Genomic DNA, 14,995 nt, shown 5'->3' on the forward strand with positions numbered 1-14,995 from the left:
TCGGCACGGGCCTGCAACGCGGTCAAAATCCGCTGCCAGACTCCGGCCCGTTGCCAGCGGCGGAACAACCCGTACACGGTCTGCCAGGGACCGTACTCGGGCGGGATGTCACGCCACGGGGCACCGACGCGCACCCGCCACCGGATGCCGTCGATCAACTGCCTCTTGCTCCACTTCGGCGGGCGCCCCGGTTTACGCCCGACAGGCAGCAGCGGCTGCAACACCGCCCATTGCGCGTCGGTCAGGTCGGCCCGCCCCGCTGCCGCTACGCTGGCCACGAGGTCTCCGGTATTGCAGGTTTGCTTGGTCGCTAACCCACTTACCGGAGACCTCGCCACGTTCCGGCACCGACACGCCGCCAGTCAGCACCTTTGAAACACGACCTAGTGCAGCAGCTGCACGAGCTCGTCGACGACCGGTTCGGGACCGCCGTTCGCAACGTGGGCGACGACGGAGAACGGGGCGAACGTGCGCGCCCAGGCGAACAGCCGGTCGCCGTCGAGCCCGCAGGCACCCGCGACCGCCGCGCACCGGGCAGTGACGCCCTCCCGGCCGGCGCCGGCGAGCACGAGGTCGACGGCGTCGAAGCAGGGATCTCCCAGGCACGCCTTGGGATCGACCGCCACGAGGCCGCGTGCGGGACCGCCGTCGAGGGCGTTGCCGGGGTGCAGGTCGCCGTGCAGCACCACGGTCGTGCCGGTCGTGTCGAGCAGGCGCGCGCACTGCTGCATCGCCCGCGCCCACTCCATCGGCCCGATGCGCGCGGCCACGACGGGGTCGTGCAGCCGGCGCCCGATGCGGGCGAAGGCCTCCTCGCACCGCGCCCGCAGCGTGCCGAGCGGGTGTGCGGGCGGGTCGGTGGCGTGCAGTCCCGCCAGCAGGTCCGCCCACAGCGCGGGCAGCGCGTAGGCGGGCAGGTCCTCCGCGAGCGTGCCGGGGAGCACCTCCTCCAGCACGAGGGCGCCGGCCTCCTCGTCGGCCGCCAGCACGGCGGGCACCTTGCCCGACGGGGCGAACAGGGCGAGGGCGGCGGCCTGGGCGGCGATCAGCGAGCGGTCCTCGCTGACCTTGAGCACGGCGGGTGTGCCGTCGGACCAGCGGCAGCGCACGACGGTGGCCGACGAGCCGCCGTCGAACGGGGGGCCGAGGGTGAGGTTCCAGCGGGTGGCGAGGTGGGCGGTCGTGCGGTCCAGGTCCACCTTGATCACCTTGCCGCCTTCCCGGTCAGGGCCGGGTGAAGGCGCGCAGGAAGGTGTCCAGCAGCTCCTCGCGGCCCTCGACCGCCACCTGCCCGGACCGCGCGGCGCGGACGACGGCGCGGTAGGAGGGCAGCTCGTCCTCGGCGATCAGGGCGGTGAGCCTGCTCCAAGGCCCATGACGGCCTGAGCCGTCTCCCCTGCCTCTGATGGCATCTGCAAGTACCACCAACTCAACATCAACGGGCACTTTTCTACTACCAACAGCGCCTCCACCCGCCCGAAGGACTCAGGACTGGTTCGGCGAGTGGCGAACAGGTTGGTGGTAGTCAGCGGCGATTTGATCATGTGTTGGTGGTGCTTGCAGATGCCTTGGGCGACAGCCGGGGCGGCACGCGTGAGGGCGGGGCGGCGGTCAGCCCCGGTCGAACTCCGGGATCAGCTCCCCCACCAACCGGATGCTGGTCATCACCTCGTCCGCACCGATCGGCCCGATCTGCTGCAGGCACATCAACCGGTCGATCCCGAGGTCGGCGTACGCGCGCAGCTTCTTGCGGCACGTGTCCGGGCTGCCCACGATGAGCGACTGCTGTGCGGAGAGCACCTCGAACAGCTCGTCGTCGGGCACGTCCTCGCCCTGGAGGATCCGGCCGATCACGAGCTGCGCGTCGGTGGGGGCGGCGTCGGCCTCGGCGCGCAGGAACTCGCCGGTGAGGCCGGTGCCGCCGGTGGCGAGGATGTCCTGGTGGCGTTGCATGGTGGCGGCGAACTCGGCGGCGGCGTTGAAGAAGCGCAGCGCGGTGACGGTGTACCAGGCGGCGGCCGCGGCGGCGCCGTTGCGCATGGCCTGCTCGTCGGTTTCGGCGCAGTGCACGAAGGTGAAGTAGGCGACCTGGTTGTTGACGAACTCGCCGACGGGTGCGGTGCACTGCGCGGCGGCGGCGCGGTAGAGGTCGATCATGCGGGCCACCCGGTCGAGTGACTCCCAGATGGTGGTGCCGAGCACGCCCACACCGCGGCGGCCGGCCTCCTCGAACGACGTCGGGGACGCGGCGGCCTGCCACAACGGCGGGTGCGGGCGCTGCAGGGGCTTGGGGACGATCGAGACGTCGGAGATGTCGTAGTGCTCACCGGTGTGCGAGAAGCGGTCGGTGGTCCACATCTTCGGGATCATCTCGAACGCCTCCGCGGTCTGCGCGCGGGCGTCGGCGGGCTCGATGCCGAACAGGTTCCACTCGGGGATCGTCGACCGGGTCAGGCCGAGCTCGACACGGCCACCGCTGAGGTGGTCGAGGGTGGCGGCGCGTTCGGCGACGCGGATCGGGTGGTTGAACCGGCCCGGCGCGAGGACGGCGGCGTGGCCGAGGCGCATGCGGGAGGTCTGCTGGGACAGCGCGGCGAGCATCAGCTCGGGAGCCGACGAGAGGCTGAACTCGCCGGCGCCGTGGTGCTCCACCTGCCACCAGCAGCCGTAGCCGAGCTCGTCGGCGAGACGGGCCTGGTCGAGGGCCTGGCGGAAGCGGAACTGCTCGGGAGCGGCACCGGGGTTCTGGATCTCGTTGAACAGGTCGATCTTCATCGGCACACCTCACGTCGCGCGGACACCACGGCTGATGTCTCCCCCGGCGGCCAGGTCGTTACCGTCCCGATGCACATTCGCGCGAACGGACGGGTGCCGGTCAGCCCACCGGTGGGTTCACGTTCTGGTTCGCGTTTTCGAAAACCATTGGACGTCAACACGAATCGAGACGAAAGGACCGGGAAAACCGGCATCACCGTTGACCGTCCACCCACGAGCGCAGGTCACGCCGCTGCCGCCGTTCACCGTGAATATGCCGGTGAACACAGTTCGCAGAAGCGGGCACGGGCGCTCACGTGGTCGAATGCCCGCGCCGCCGCGATCGGTCGCGGAGATCGACAGCTCGGCACCGGGTCGGTGATCTGTCCGTCTCCCCCGCTGCGTGCGATTCTGGCGAAATGCGGGGGAACTCCAGGTCCTGGCAGGCACATCCGTTCCGGCTGCTGCTCGTCGAGGACGACCGGGAGCTGGCCGAGCTGCTCGCCGCCGTGCTGCGCGGTGAAGGGTACTCCGTGGACGTCGCGCGGGACGGGCATCGGGGGCTGCACCTCGCGCTCACCCAGGCCTACGACGTGGTGGTCGTCGACCGCGGGCTGCCCGTGATCGACGGGCTGGACCTGGTGGTGCGGATGCGGTCCCGGTCCGTGCGCACGCCGGCGCTGGTGCTGACCGCGATGGGCGGGGTGGACGACCGGATCGACGGCCTCGACGCCGGTGCGGACGACTACCTGGTGAAGCCGTTCGACCTGGGCGAGCTGAGCGCGCGGCTGCGGGCGCTGTGCCGGCGGGCGGTGGAGCTGGCCGCCGTGCTGCGGATCGGGTCCGGTCAGCTCGACCTGCAGCAGCACGAGGTGGTGCTGCCCGACGGGGAACGGGTGCCGCTGACCACCAGGGAGTTCGCGCTGCTGCGGGCGCTCGCGAGCCACCCGGAGACGGTGCACACGCGGGCGGCGTTGCGCCGCACGGTGTTCCATGATGCCCCCTCACCCTCCATTGTGGACACCTACGTGCACTACCTGCGCAGCAAGGTCGGGCGCTCGGTCGTCCGAACGGTCCAGGGCGTCGGCTACCGGTTGGGGGCCCTGTGAGGGCGTGGGCCGAGGCGGAGCGCGCGGAGCTGCGGCGGGCGCGGTTGCGGATCAGCCTGCTGGTGGGCGTGGCGATCTCGCTGATGATCGCGTTCGTCGGCGGCATCGCGTACGTCGTCATGGAGCAGGGCCAGAAGTCGCTGGTGGCCAGGGAACTGCGGTACAACGCCGAGTTCGGCGTGCCCGGCACCGCGCCGCGGTGCGCCTGGGTGTTCACGCTGCGCGGCGGTGAGCTCGACCTCGGCGTGCTCGACGTGCCGCACGGCTTCCCGCTGCACGACGACCTGGCGGCGGTGCGGGCGTCCGGCGCACCGGTCGAACGCGCGGTCGCCGCCAACGGCACCGAGTACCTCGTGCTCACCCGGTCCGGCCGCGACGGCGCGGCGGTGCAGGCGGTGTTCGACACCCGGTACCAGCTCGCCGACCGGCGGCACCTGTTGCAGGCGCTGGGGATCGCGCAGCTGGCCGGTCTCGTCGCCGCGGCGCTGGTCGGCCTGGGCGTGAGCCGCCGGACGGTCGCGCCGCTGGCCGAGGCGCTGGCGCGGCAACGGCGGTTCGTCACCGACGCGAGCCACGAGCTGCGCACGCCGATCGCGCGGGCGTACACGCGGGCGCAGGTGCTCGTCCGGCTGGCCGCGGCGCACGACCTGCCCGACGACCACCGCGACAGCCTCGGCAAGCTGGCCGAGTCGATCCGCGGTCTCGGCGACGTGGTCGACGACCTGCTGCTGTCGGCGCGGCTGCGCCGTGAGCTCGACGGACGGCCGGTGGACCTCGCCGCCGTGGCGGACGCGGCGGTGACCGGCGAGGGCGACCGCGCCGCGGAACGGCGGATCAGGCTCGCGGTCGACCGCCCCGCCGAGCCGGTGGTCGTGACCGGTGTGGAGACGGCGTTGCGGCGGGCCGTGGACGAGCTGCTGGCCAACGCGGTGCGGCACACGCCGGAGGGCGGGCGGATCGACGTGCGGGTCGGGTCGGGTGCCGGGTACGCCGTGGTGGAGGTCGCCGACACCGGCGAGGGGTTCGCCCCCGCCGACGCGGACCGGATCTTCGAGCGGTTCCGGCACGGCGCGGGCGAGCAGCGTTTCGGCGTGGGGCTCGCGCTGGTGCGGGAGATCGTCACGAGCCACGGCGGCGCGGTCGAGGCCGCCGGGAACCCGGGACGGGGTGCGCGGTTCACACTGTTCCTCCCGATGGCGGGTGCATCTCCGCGCTCGGTCCCGCCGCGGGTCGCGACCGCGTGCCCGTGACGAGGTCGGCAGCCACCCGCACGTCCTCGTCCAGCGGGCGGTCCGGGTCGACCGGCTCGACCGCCCCGGCCAGCGCGTCCAGCAGGTCGGCGCAGCCGGGCGCCGTCGGCCGCCGCCCGCCCACGTGCACCGCCTGCCGCAACCCCAGCGCCAGCGACCCGCACAGCAACCGCAGCAGCTCCGCGAGGTCGTAAGCGCGCAGCGCGGCCTGCGTCCCGAACGGCACCACGTCTTGGTTGTGCAAGTTCGTCGGCAGGCTCTGAGTGGACGCGGGCACGGTGCCGCGCCGCATCTCCGCGACGAACGCGGTGGTCGCCAGCTGCACGCCCTGCAACCCGTGCTGCTGACCGGGTCCCGCCGCGAGCATCGGGGGCAGGCCGGTGTTGCGCACGGGGTCGACGAGCAGGTCGAGCTGGCGTTCCGCGAGGTTGCCCAGCGACGTCGTCACCATGGCGAGCACGTCACCGGCGAACGCGGCCGGCTGGCCGAAGAAGTTGCCGCCGTGCGCCACGAGGTCGTCGTCCGGGAAGAACAGCGGGTTGTCGCTCACCCCGGCCAGGTCCGAGCGGACCACGCCGTCCACGTACCGCAGGGCGTCCTCGCACGCGCCCAGCAGCTGCGGTGAGCAGCGCAGGCTGTACGGCTCCTGCAACGGGCGGTCGCCGCTGGGCCGGATGCCGTCCAGCAGAGCACGCATGCGCGTGGCAACAACCCGAGCGCCGTCGTGTCCGTAGGCGTCGATCAGCCGCGGGTTCACGAAACCGGGGTCGGCACCGAGGACGTCCGCGAGCAGACAGGTCAGGTCCTGCACGGCGATGTGCGACGCGCGCACGGACGACAACGCGAGCGAGAGCGCGGCAGTGGTGACTGAGGTGCCGTTCACCAACGCCAGCGCATCGCGTCCGTCCAACGACAACGGCGTCAGCCCGGCCTCGGCCAGCGCCTCGGCCGCGGGCACCCGCACGCCGTCCAGGTAGGCGAACCCCCTGCCGCGCAACGCCTGCGCCGCGTACGCCAACGGGATCAGGTCCCCGCTGGCACCGACCGACCCGTAGCGCGGCACGGCGGGCACGAAGGACGTGCCGAACATCGCGGCGAGCCCGTCCACCACGTGCGCCGAGACACCGGACAGGCCCTGCGCCAGCGACCAGGTCCGCACCAGCAGGGCCGCGCGCACGACGTCCGGCGGGAGGTCGGGACCCTGGCCCGCACCGAGGTGCGCCAGGGTGTTGTCGCACTGGTCCGCCTCGGACGCACGACCGGCGAAGCCCACGAGAGCACCGAAACCGGTCTTGGCGCCGTAGACGGGGCGTTCGTCGTCGGCCAGGACCCCGCGCAGGTGGTCGCGGCCGCGGTGCAGGCGCTGCGCGACGGTCGGCCCGACGAGCACCTCCACGGGTGCGGCCGCGCGGAGGAGGTGCTCGCCGGTCAGCGGCGAGGCGAGGTCCACGGTGGTGCGGGAAGCGGTCGTGGTCACGGCGTCGAAGGTAGGGAGTCGATCTCAGAGAGTTCTGAGATCGCGTGGGTAGCTTCCTCGGCCATGGCGCACGACTACCTGATCATCGGGGCCGGACCGGCCGGGTTGCAGCTCGCGGCACTGCTGGAGCGCGACGGTCGCGACTACGCCGTCCTCGAACGCGGCAACAGGGCGGGCGCGTTCTTCACCCGCTACCCGCGGCACCGCAAGCTCATCTCCATCAACAAGGTCCACTCGGGGTACGCGGACCCGGAGCAGCGGATGCGGATGGACTGGAACTCGCTGCTGCTCGACGATCCGGACCTGCTGTTCACCCGGTACAGCCCCCGGTACTTCCCCGCGGCCGACGACATGGTCCGCTACCTCGAAGACGTCGCCACCGGCCTGCGTGTGCACTATGACGTCGAGGTCGCCCGGATCGCCAAGCAGGGCAACGCGTTCGTCGTCACCGACCACAGCGGACGGACGTGGCAGGCCGCGCACCTGGTCGTGGCCACCGGTGTGTCGCAGCTGCACGTGCCGGACATCCCCGGCATCGAGCACGTCGAGCGCTACGACACCTTCGACACCGACCCGGAGGGGTTCACCGGCCAGCGGGTGCTGGTGATCGGCAAGGGCAACTCCGGGTTCGAGACCGCCGACGCGCTCGTCGAGCACGCCGCCGTCATCCACGTCGCCGGGCCGCACTCGGTGAAGCTGGCCTGGCAGACGCACTACGTCGGGCACCTGCGGGCGGTGAACAACAACTTCCTCGACACCTACCAGCTCAAGTCGGAGAACGCCGTCCTCGACGGCACGATCGAGCAGGTCGACCGCAGGCCGGAAGGCGGTTTCCGGATCCGGTTCCGGTACGCGCGCACGCAGGAGCAGCTGCGTGAGCTGGACTACGACCGGATCATCGCCTGCACCGGGTTCCGGTTCGACAGCTCGATCTTCGCCGGCAGCGCACGGCCGCGGCTGGTGGTCGACGACCGGTTCCCGGAGCTCACCTCGGCGTTCGAGTCGACCACCGTGCCCGGCCTGTACTTCGCCGGCACCATCACGCAGTCGCGCGACTTCAAGAAGTCGACCAGCGGGTTCATCCACGGCTTCCGCTACGGCGCCCGCGCGCTGCACCGCATCCTCTCCGCCCGCAACCACGGCACGCCGTGGCCGGGGCGGGAGGTCGACGCGTCACCGGAGTCGATCAGCGACGCGCTCATCGCCCGGCTGAACCGCTCGTCGTGCCTGTGGCAGCAGTTCGCGGTGATCGGCGACGTCGTCACGGTCGACGGTGGCACGGCGCGGTACGAGGAGGAGGTGCCGGTCGCCTACGTCCACGACGGCGGTCTCGACGCGGCCGAGCACCGGTTCGTCGCGACGCTGGAGTACGGCCCGCACCACGACACCGTCGACCCGTTCGACATCGACGTCCCCCGCGTCGCCGAGAACGACGCCGCGCACGCCGCCGACGCGAGCTACCTGCACCCGGTGGTCCGCTACCACCGCAACGGCGAGCTGGCCGCGACCCACCACCTGGCGGAGAACCTGGAGAACCACTGGGACCTGCCGGGCGTGCACCAGCAGCCGCTGGCCGTGTTCGTGAAGGAATGCCTTGCCGGCGCGTGAGGCCAGGCCGTTCCCGCGGGCGGTGCTCGACGTGCTCGCCGTCGCCGCGGACCGGCCGGTCTTCGAGCACGGCACCCGCGTGGTGACCGGCGACGAGCTGCTGGACCTCACCGCGCGGATCGCGCACGGACTGCGCTCCCGCGGCATCGGTCCCGGTGACGGGCTGGCGCTGCTGCTCGGCGTCACCCCGGAGGCGTTCGCCACGATCCTCGCCGGGCACGCGGTGGGCGCGCGGGTCGTGGGCGTGCGGCCGGGCCTGACCGACGCCCAGGTCCGGCACCTGCTCGGCCTCGACATCGCGCTCGTCCTCGAAGACGCCGACGTGGACGCGTTGCGGCGGCACGGGAGCGCCGAGCTCACCTGCGCCGGCCGCCCGGACGACGTCGCCCGGCTCATCCACACCAGCGGCAGCACGGGTGCGCCCAAGGCCTGTGCCCAGACCTACGCCGCGATGACCCGCGCGTGGACCGCACGGCCCGAGGCGTGGCCGCCCGCGATCCGCGACCTGGCCGGCCGCCTCGACCGCTACCTCGTGTTCGGGTCGCTGTCGAGCCAGGTCATGTTCGAGTACGCGGTCCTCACGCTCACCGCGGGCGGCACGGTCGTCGTCGCCGACACCCCGGCGCCGGTCGAGTCGATCACCCGCCACCGCGCCACCGCGCGGGTGATCACCGTGCCCGGACTGGCGAAGCTGGTGCGCGGCCAGCGCGAGCGGCCCGCTGACCTGTCGACGTTGCGCGCGCTGCTCGTCTCCGGGTCACCGCTGACGGCCGAACGCCACCGCGAGGCACTGGAGGTCCTGGGACCGGTGCTGTTCCACGGCTATGGCCAGACCGAGACCGGCATGATCTCGATGGCCACGCCCGCTGACCCGCCAGGCACGGTCGGCCGGCCACCGGTCGACGTCGAGGTCCGCGACGGCGAGCTGTTCGTGCGGACACCCGGCCAGGCCGGCTCCTACTGGGCGAACCCGGCCGAGTCGGCCGAGGTGTTCGTCGACGGCTGGGTCCGCACCCGCGACCTCGGCCACCTCGACGCCGATGGCTTCCTGCACCTCACCGGGCGGGCTCGCGACGTCGTGATCGTCAACGCCAACCTGCACCACATCGGCCCCATCGAACAGGTGCTCGCCGAACACCCGGACGTCGCCGAGGCCTACGTGGTCGCCGTGCCGGACGAGGACACCGGCGAGGCCGTGCACGCGTTCGTCGTCCCCCGCGCCGACCGCGTGCCCGCCCTCGCCGAGCTGCGGCACCTGGTGACCGAACGGCTGGGCGCCGCCTGCGCTCCGGTGCGGGTCACCGCCATCGCCGAACCCCCCGTCGCCCCGAGCGGCAAACCCGACAAGCGCCGGTTGGTCGAACCGGTCGGCACCGCGTGAAGGAGAAACCCTTGTCCAGCGAGGTTTCCACCGACTGTCTCGTCATCGGCGCCGGTCCTGCCGGGCTGCAGGCGTCCGCCCTGCTCAAGCAGGCGGGACGCGACCACCTGGTGCTCGAGTCCGGTGCGGCGGCCGGGACGTTCTTCACCCGCTTCCCGCGCCACCGGATGCTGATCTCCATCAACAAGGTGCACACCGGCTGGGACGACCCAGAGCTGAACCTGCGCACCGACTGGAACTCGCTGCTCACCGACGACCCGGACCTGCTGTTCACCGCCTACACCCCGCGCTACTTCCCCGGTGCCGACGACATGGTCCGCTACCTCGGCGACTTCGCCGTGAAGAACGACCTGCCGATCCGCTACGACACCACGGTCGTCTCGGTGACCCGGCCGGACGACTTCGTGGTGCACGACCAGCACGGCGGCACGTACCGGGCGAAGCGGCTCATCGTCGCCACCGGCGTCTCGAAGCAGTACGTCCCCGACATCGAGGGCGTCGAGCACGCAGAGCCCTACTACGACGTGTCCGTGGACCCGGCCGACTTCACCGGCAAGAAGGTCCTGATCATCGGGCGCGGCAACTCGGCGTTCGAGACCGCGGACAACCTGGTCGAGACCGCCGCCGTCATCCACGTCGCCGGCCCCGGTTCGCTGAAGCTCGCCTGGCAGACGCACTTCGTCGGCCACCTGCGGGCGGTGAACAACAACTTCCTCGACACCTACCAGCTCAAGTCGCAGAACGCGGTGCTGGACGGGCACATCGCGGGCATCCGGCGCGACGGCGACGACTACTGGGTGAAGGTCAGCTTCCAGCGGGTGAACGAGGTGGTGAAGGAGATCCGGTACGACCGGGTGATCCTCGCGACCGGGTTCAGGTTCGACGCCTCGATCTTCGCGCCGGAGTGCCGCCCGCAGCTCACGATCAAGGACCGCTTCCCCGACCAGACCGCGGCGTGGGAGTCGGTGAACGTGCCCGACCTGTTCTTCGCCGGCACGATCACGCAGGCCAGGGACTTCAAGAAGTCCACAAGCGGGTTCATCCACGGCTTCCGCTACGGCGTGCGCGCGTTGCACCGCATCATCGAGCACCGCTACCACGGCGTGGACTGGCCCAGCCGGGAGATCGCGGCCGACGGCGTGACCGACGCGATCATCGAGCGGGTCAACCGGACCTCGGCGCTGTGGCAGCTGTTCGCGTTCATGTCCGACGTCGTGCTGTTCGGCGCCGACGGCACGGTGCGCTACGTCGAGGAGGTGCCGGTCGCGCACCTGCACGAGGCGGTGGCCCGCGGCGAGTTCGGCGACGTGGAGTCGTACCTGGTGGTGACGCTGGAGTACGGCGCCGACCACGACAAGGTCAACCCGTTCGACATCTCCGCAGGCCGCACCTCGCAGGACGACACCAGCGGGCTCGACGGCCGCTACCTGCACCCGGTCGTGCGCCGGTTCCGCGCTGGCGAACTGGTCGACGAGCACCACCTCACCGAGAACCTCGAGAACGAGTGGGACAGCGAGACGGTGCACAGGGCGCCGCTGCGGGAGTACCTGCGGTGAACCCGGTGCTCGCGGAGCTGCACGACAAGGCACGCGCGGTGCTCGACCCCGTCCACTACGACTTCTTCGCGGGCGGGGTCGGGGACGAGGTCGTGCTCGCGGAGAACGAGGCCGCGTTCGCCCGGCGCGCCCTGCTGCCCAGGGTGCTGCGGGGCGGCGCGGTGCGCACCGGTTTCCCGGTGGTGGTAGCGCCGACGGCGTTCCACCGGCTCGCCCACCCCGACGGCGAGCTGGCGACGGCGCGTGCCTCCGGGGAGGCGGTGCTGGTGTCCAGCATGGCCTCGACGGTGCCGATCGCCGAGGTCGTGGCGGCGGCGAGCGGGCCGGTGTGGTTCCAGCTCTACCTCCAGCCCACCCCCGGTGTGACCGAGGCGCTGGTGGAACGGGCGGAACGGGCCGGCTGCGCCGCGCTGGTCGTCACCGTCGACTCGCCGGTGTTCGGCCGGCACCGCAGGGACATCGCGCACGGGTTCCACGACCTGCCACCGGGGCTGGCGGCGGAGAACATGCGCGACCTCGCCGGTGCCACCGGTCTGCGCGACATCGAGATGGCGGCGTTCACGTGGGAGGACGTCGACCGGCTGCGTGCGCGGACCTCGCTCCCGGTGTGGTTGAAGGGGGTTCTGCACCCGGCGGACGCGGTGCTCGCGGTGGAGCACGGGGTGGCGGGGATCTTCGTGTCCAACCACGGCGGCCGTCAGCTCGACGTCGTGCCGGCGGCGCTGGACGCGTTGCCCGCGGTGGTCGAGGCGGTCGCCGGGCGGGTGCCCGTGGTGCTCGACGGTGGTGTGCGCGGCGGCGGGGACATCGCGGTGGCGCTGGCGCTCGGAGCGTCCGCGGTCGGCATCGGCCGGCCGGTGCTGTGGGGGCTCGCCGCCGACGGCGAAGCAGGGGTGCGGCGGGTGCTCGACGTGCTGCGCGACGAGTACCTGCACGTGCTGGCGCTGTGCGGGGGCGAGCTGAGCGGCGACATGGTGGTGACCCGGTGCTGAGGTGGTTGCCGGGGCGGGTGGTCGCGTTGCGCGCCAAGGTGTTCGAGAAGGTCAACGGCGACAACGCCATCACGTTCCCGAACGACGTGGTGGGCCCCGACCGGTTCCAGGAGCTCTACGGCCACCCCGCCGTGAACGGCCGCAGCAGGGGCGCCGGGTTGTCGGACCTGTTCTGGTACTGGCTCTCCCCCGGTCCCGAGGTGCACCAGGAACACCTGGAGGACGGGCCGCGCTACGACGACGTGGCCCGCGTGACGCGGACGTTCCTCGCCGGGCCGAGCGCCGATCTCGCGGACCTCGCCACCCGCTGCACGGCGAAGGTCCTCGGCGAGGTGCTGACCGGACCGGTCACGCACGTGCGGTTGCGCGACCTGATGATGCCGGTGTGGGCCGAGTACTTCTACGAGCTGGTGTTCGGCGAACCCTGCCCTCGGTACGCGCGTGACCTGGTCGTCGAGCACGCCGACGACGTCGTGAGCGCGTTGAAGTGCACGGGGCTGCGCCACCCCGCCCGCCGGGAGCGGCTGAGCCGGTACCTGCGGGTGCGGCTCGCGGACGTCCGCCACCCGCTGCCGGAGACGTTGTCGGAGACCGAGCAGGTGCACTACCTGCAGGGCACCTACTTCAACACCGCGGTCGTGCAGATGTCCGAGGCGATGGCGCACCTCCTGCTCGCACTGGCCCAGCACCCCGAGGCGGCCCGGCGGGCGGACGACGACCGGTACTTCGGCCACGTGCTGGACGAGACGTTCCGGCTCTACCCGCTGTTCGGCATCGCCCACCGCATCACGACCGCCGACGTCGTGCTCGACGAGCACACGTCGTTCCCCGCCGGTTCGGTGCTGTGCTTCGACTACCCCGCCTACCACGCCACCGGCTACGACGACCCGCACGCGTTCGACCCGTCCCGCTGGGAGCGCACCAACGCCCGCCGCGAGCACCACATCCCGTTCGGCGTCGCCGCCAACCGGCCGTGCCCGGCGTGGCGGCTCTCCCCCATCGCGATGCGCGCGGCCGCCAGGGAGGTCCTGCGGCAGGTCACCCCGCATTCGCCGGTGGCGCACACCCGCTCGTTGCCCAGCCGCGGCCCGTGCCTGCTCGTCCGCACCGGCCCGGTGCCACGGCGGCGGCTCGCCCTGATGCGCGTGCGCGACCGCTGGGGTGACGTCTGGCGCAGCGTCGTCCAGCTCGTGCTCGGCACCGTGATGGTGGTGCACTCCCGCCGGCTGCGGCTGGCGGGGCGCTACTTCGAGACGAACGACCCGCAGGGTTGCCCGGTCCGCCACTGACCCCAGGAGATCCCCGGTGAACCAGATCCACTTCGCGTTGCAGGTCTTCGCAGCGCTCGCCGTCGTGCTGGTCGCGACCACGGTGTGCGGGCGGCTGGCCATGCTGGTCAAGCAACCCAGGGTCGTCGGCGAGATGGTCGCGGGCGTGCTGCTCGGACCGGCGCTGCTCGGTGCCGTCGCCCCCGGTCTGCAGGCCCAGCTGTTCCCGGCCGACGTGAAGAGCACGCTGTACGTGCTGAGCACGATCGGGCTGACGTTCTACATGTTCCTGGTCGGGTCCTCTTTGGACCACGGCCTGACCACGGGTGCCAACGCGCGCAGGGCGTCGGTGCTCGCGGTGTCCGGCATCGTGCCGACGTTCCTGCTCGGCGCGGGCGCGGCGATGCTGTTCTTCGACTCCCTCAGCCCGCAGGGGTCGAGCCTGTGGGTGTTCATGCTGTTCGTCGGCGGCGCGCTGTCGATCACCGCGTTCCCGATGCTGGCGCGCATCCTGCAGGAGCGCGGCATCGCGAACACCCCGATCGGCGGCCTGACCCTGGTGGCCGCGGCGATCGACGACGCGGTGGCGTGGGCGTTCCTCGCGCTGATCATCGCGGTCGGCGCGTCGGGCAGCCCCGGCGGTGCGCTGCGCACGATCATCGGCGCGGCGGTGTTCGCGGTCGTCATGCTCACGATCGGCCGCAGGTGGCTCGCGAAGCTGGGCGAGCAGACCGAGCGCACCGGCGAGCTCAGCCGCGACGCCATGGCGGTCATCCTGCTGGTCGTGCTGGTGGCCGGCTGGTTCACCGACTTCATCGGGGTGTTCTCGGTGTTCGGCGGGTTCATCACCGGGCTCGCGATGCCCAAGTCGCCGGTGTTGCGCCGGGAGCTGGAGACGAAGCTGACCGACCTGAACTCGATCCTGCTGCTGCCGGTGTTCTTCGCGTTCAGCGGTCTCAACACCCAGGTGTCCGGGTTCGGGTCGGGTGGGGCGCTGTGGTGGCAGCTCGCCGTGGTCATGCTGGCCGCTTTTGTCGGCAAGTACCTCGGCTGCGGGCTGGTCGTGCGGGCGCAGGGCTACTCGTGGCGCTACGCCTCCGCGGTGGGCGGCCTGATGAACGCGCGCGGGCTGATGATCCTGATCTTCATCAACATCGGCCTGGCCTACAACCTGGTGACGCCGGAGATGTTCGCGATCCTGGTGGCGGTCGCCATCCTGACGACCGCCGCCGCGATGCCGATCTACCGCGCCTCGCTGCCCGCGGGCATGGACCTGCAACCGGAGGTGGAGCCCGCCCCCAGGACGCCGGCGCGGCCGGCTGCCTGACCACCGCCGCCGGATCGGGCATCGCCGCGCTCTTCCGCGCCACCTCCCCGGCGACCTCCCGCGTGGCGGGGTCGTCGAGGAGGTGGCGCGCCCGTTCGGTGATCACGGCCGCGGACAGCGCGTCGCCGTTGACGAACTGGTCGGCGCCCTGCGGCAGCACCAGCTGGGGCAGGCCCGCCGCGAGCGCGCCGAGCACGGTGCTGGTGCCGCCCTGGCGAGCGGCACCAGCGGGTGGAGGTGGCCGTGGGCCGGGCGGCACGAGAAGAGGATGCG

General features: G+C 72.0%; 13 protein-coding genes. 8 read left to right on the forward strand and 5 right to left on the reverse strand.

What is annotated here, in order from left to right; genetic code table 11:
* The 4 genes from ACZ7CD_RS31935 to ACZ7CD_RS31950 all read right to left on the reverse strand — a co-directional run.
* The coding region (locus ACZ7CD_RS31935) for a transposase (RefSeq protein WP_470380342.1) at positions 1–278 on the reverse strand (278 nt) is incomplete at its 3' end.
* Between the two features lie 105 nt (positions 279–383).
* Entirely contained in the window at positions 384–1,199 is an 816-nt protein-coding gene (locus tag ACZ7CD_RS31940) for an aminoglycoside phosphotransferase family protein (protein ID WP_470380343.1), read from the reverse strand.
* A 25-nt stretch (positions 1,200–1,224) separates the two neighbouring features.
* Positions 1,225–1,425 carry a hypothetical protein gene (locus ACZ7CD_RS31945; RefSeq protein ID WP_458432007.1) on the reverse strand — a complete coding sequence of 67 codons (201 nt, stop codon included), beginning with the start codon at positions 1,423–1,425 and terminating at the stop codon, positions 1,225–1,227.
* A gap of 186 nt (positions 1,426–1,611) precedes the next feature.
* On the reverse strand, positions 1,612–2,775 hold the full coding sequence (locus ACZ7CD_RS31950; RefSeq protein WP_470380344.1) for an LLM class flavin-dependent oxidoreductase: 1,164 nt from the start codon (positions 2,773–2,775) through the stop codon (positions 1,612–1,614).
* A gap of 398 nt (positions 2,776–3,173) precedes the next feature.
* On the opposite strand from ACZ7CD_RS31950, the gene ACZ7CD_RS31955 reads away from it, so the two are divergent.
* Together ACZ7CD_RS31955 and ACZ7CD_RS31960 are read left to right on the forward strand one after the other, a co-directional pair.
* Positions 3,174–3,863 (forward strand): response regulator transcription factor, encoded by a 690-nt coding sequence (locus ACZ7CD_RS31955; RefSeq protein ID WP_470380345.1) that lies wholly within the window; start codon positions 3,174–3,176, stop codon positions 3,861–3,863.
* Complete coding sequence (locus ACZ7CD_RS31960; protein ID WP_360388709.1) at positions 3,860–5,113, forward strand: sensor histidine kinase; 1,254 nt, start codon at positions 3,860–3,862, stop codon at positions 5,111–5,113. Before ACZ7CD_RS31955 ends, ACZ7CD_RS31960 begins: the two co-directional genes overlap by 4 nt.
* Here the strand turns inward: ACZ7CD_RS31960 and ACZ7CD_RS31965 are convergent.
* On the reverse strand, positions 5,040–6,590 hold the full coding sequence (locus tag ACZ7CD_RS31965; protein WP_470380346.1) for an aromatic amino acid ammonia-lyase: 1,551 nt from the start codon (positions 6,588–6,590) through the stop codon (positions 5,040–5,042). The two genes, ACZ7CD_RS31960 and ACZ7CD_RS31965, sit on opposite strands and share 74 nt — an antisense overlap.
* Positions 6,591–6,653: 63 nt before the next feature.
* On the opposite strand from ACZ7CD_RS31965, the gene ACZ7CD_RS31970 reads away from it, so the two are divergent.
* From ACZ7CD_RS31970 to ACZ7CD_RS31995, 6 genes are read left to right on the forward strand one after another with little or no spacing between them, the layout of a single operon-like run.
* Positions 6,654–8,198 carry an NAD(P)-binding domain-containing protein gene (locus ACZ7CD_RS31970; protein WP_470380347.1) on the forward strand — a complete coding sequence of 515 codons (1,545 nt, stop codon included), beginning with the start codon at positions 6,654–6,656 and terminating at the stop codon, positions 8,196–8,198.
* Complete coding sequence (locus ACZ7CD_RS31975; protein WP_470380348.1) at positions 8,185–9,579, forward strand: class I adenylate-forming enzyme family protein; 1,395 nt, start codon at positions 8,185–8,187, stop codon at positions 9,577–9,579. Before ACZ7CD_RS31970 ends, ACZ7CD_RS31975 begins: the two co-directional genes overlap by 14 nt.
* Before the next feature lie 11 nt (positions 9,580–9,590).
* The gene (locus ACZ7CD_RS31980) at positions 9,591–11,135 is read left to right on the forward strand and encodes an NAD(P)-binding domain-containing protein (RefSeq protein ID WP_360388721.1); all 1,545 of its coding nucleotides are present in this window, start codon (positions 9,591–9,593) and stop codon (positions 11,133–11,135) included.
* Entirely contained in the window at positions 11,132–12,127 is a 996-nt protein-coding gene (locus tag ACZ7CD_RS31985) for an alpha-hydroxy acid oxidase (RefSeq protein WP_470380349.1), read from the forward strand. The genes ACZ7CD_RS31980 and ACZ7CD_RS31985 overlap by 4 nt, the downstream gene beginning before the upstream one ends.
* Positions 12,121–13,416, forward strand: coding sequence for a cytochrome P450 (locus tag ACZ7CD_RS31990; protein ID WP_470380350.1), 1,296 nt, complete (start codon positions 12,121–12,123; stop codon positions 13,414–13,416). The genes ACZ7CD_RS31985 and ACZ7CD_RS31990 overlap by 7 nt, the downstream gene beginning before the upstream one ends.
* Before the next feature lie 16 nt (positions 13,417–13,432).
* On the forward strand, positions 13,433–14,722 hold the full coding sequence (locus tag ACZ7CD_RS31995; protein ID WP_458432001.1) for a cation:proton antiporter: 1,290 nt from the start codon (positions 13,433–13,435) through the stop codon (positions 14,720–14,722).
* The last annotated feature ends 273 nt before the right edge of the window (positions 14,723–14,995 follow it).

This window comes from Lentzea sp. NPDC036949, from assembly GCF_055608075.1.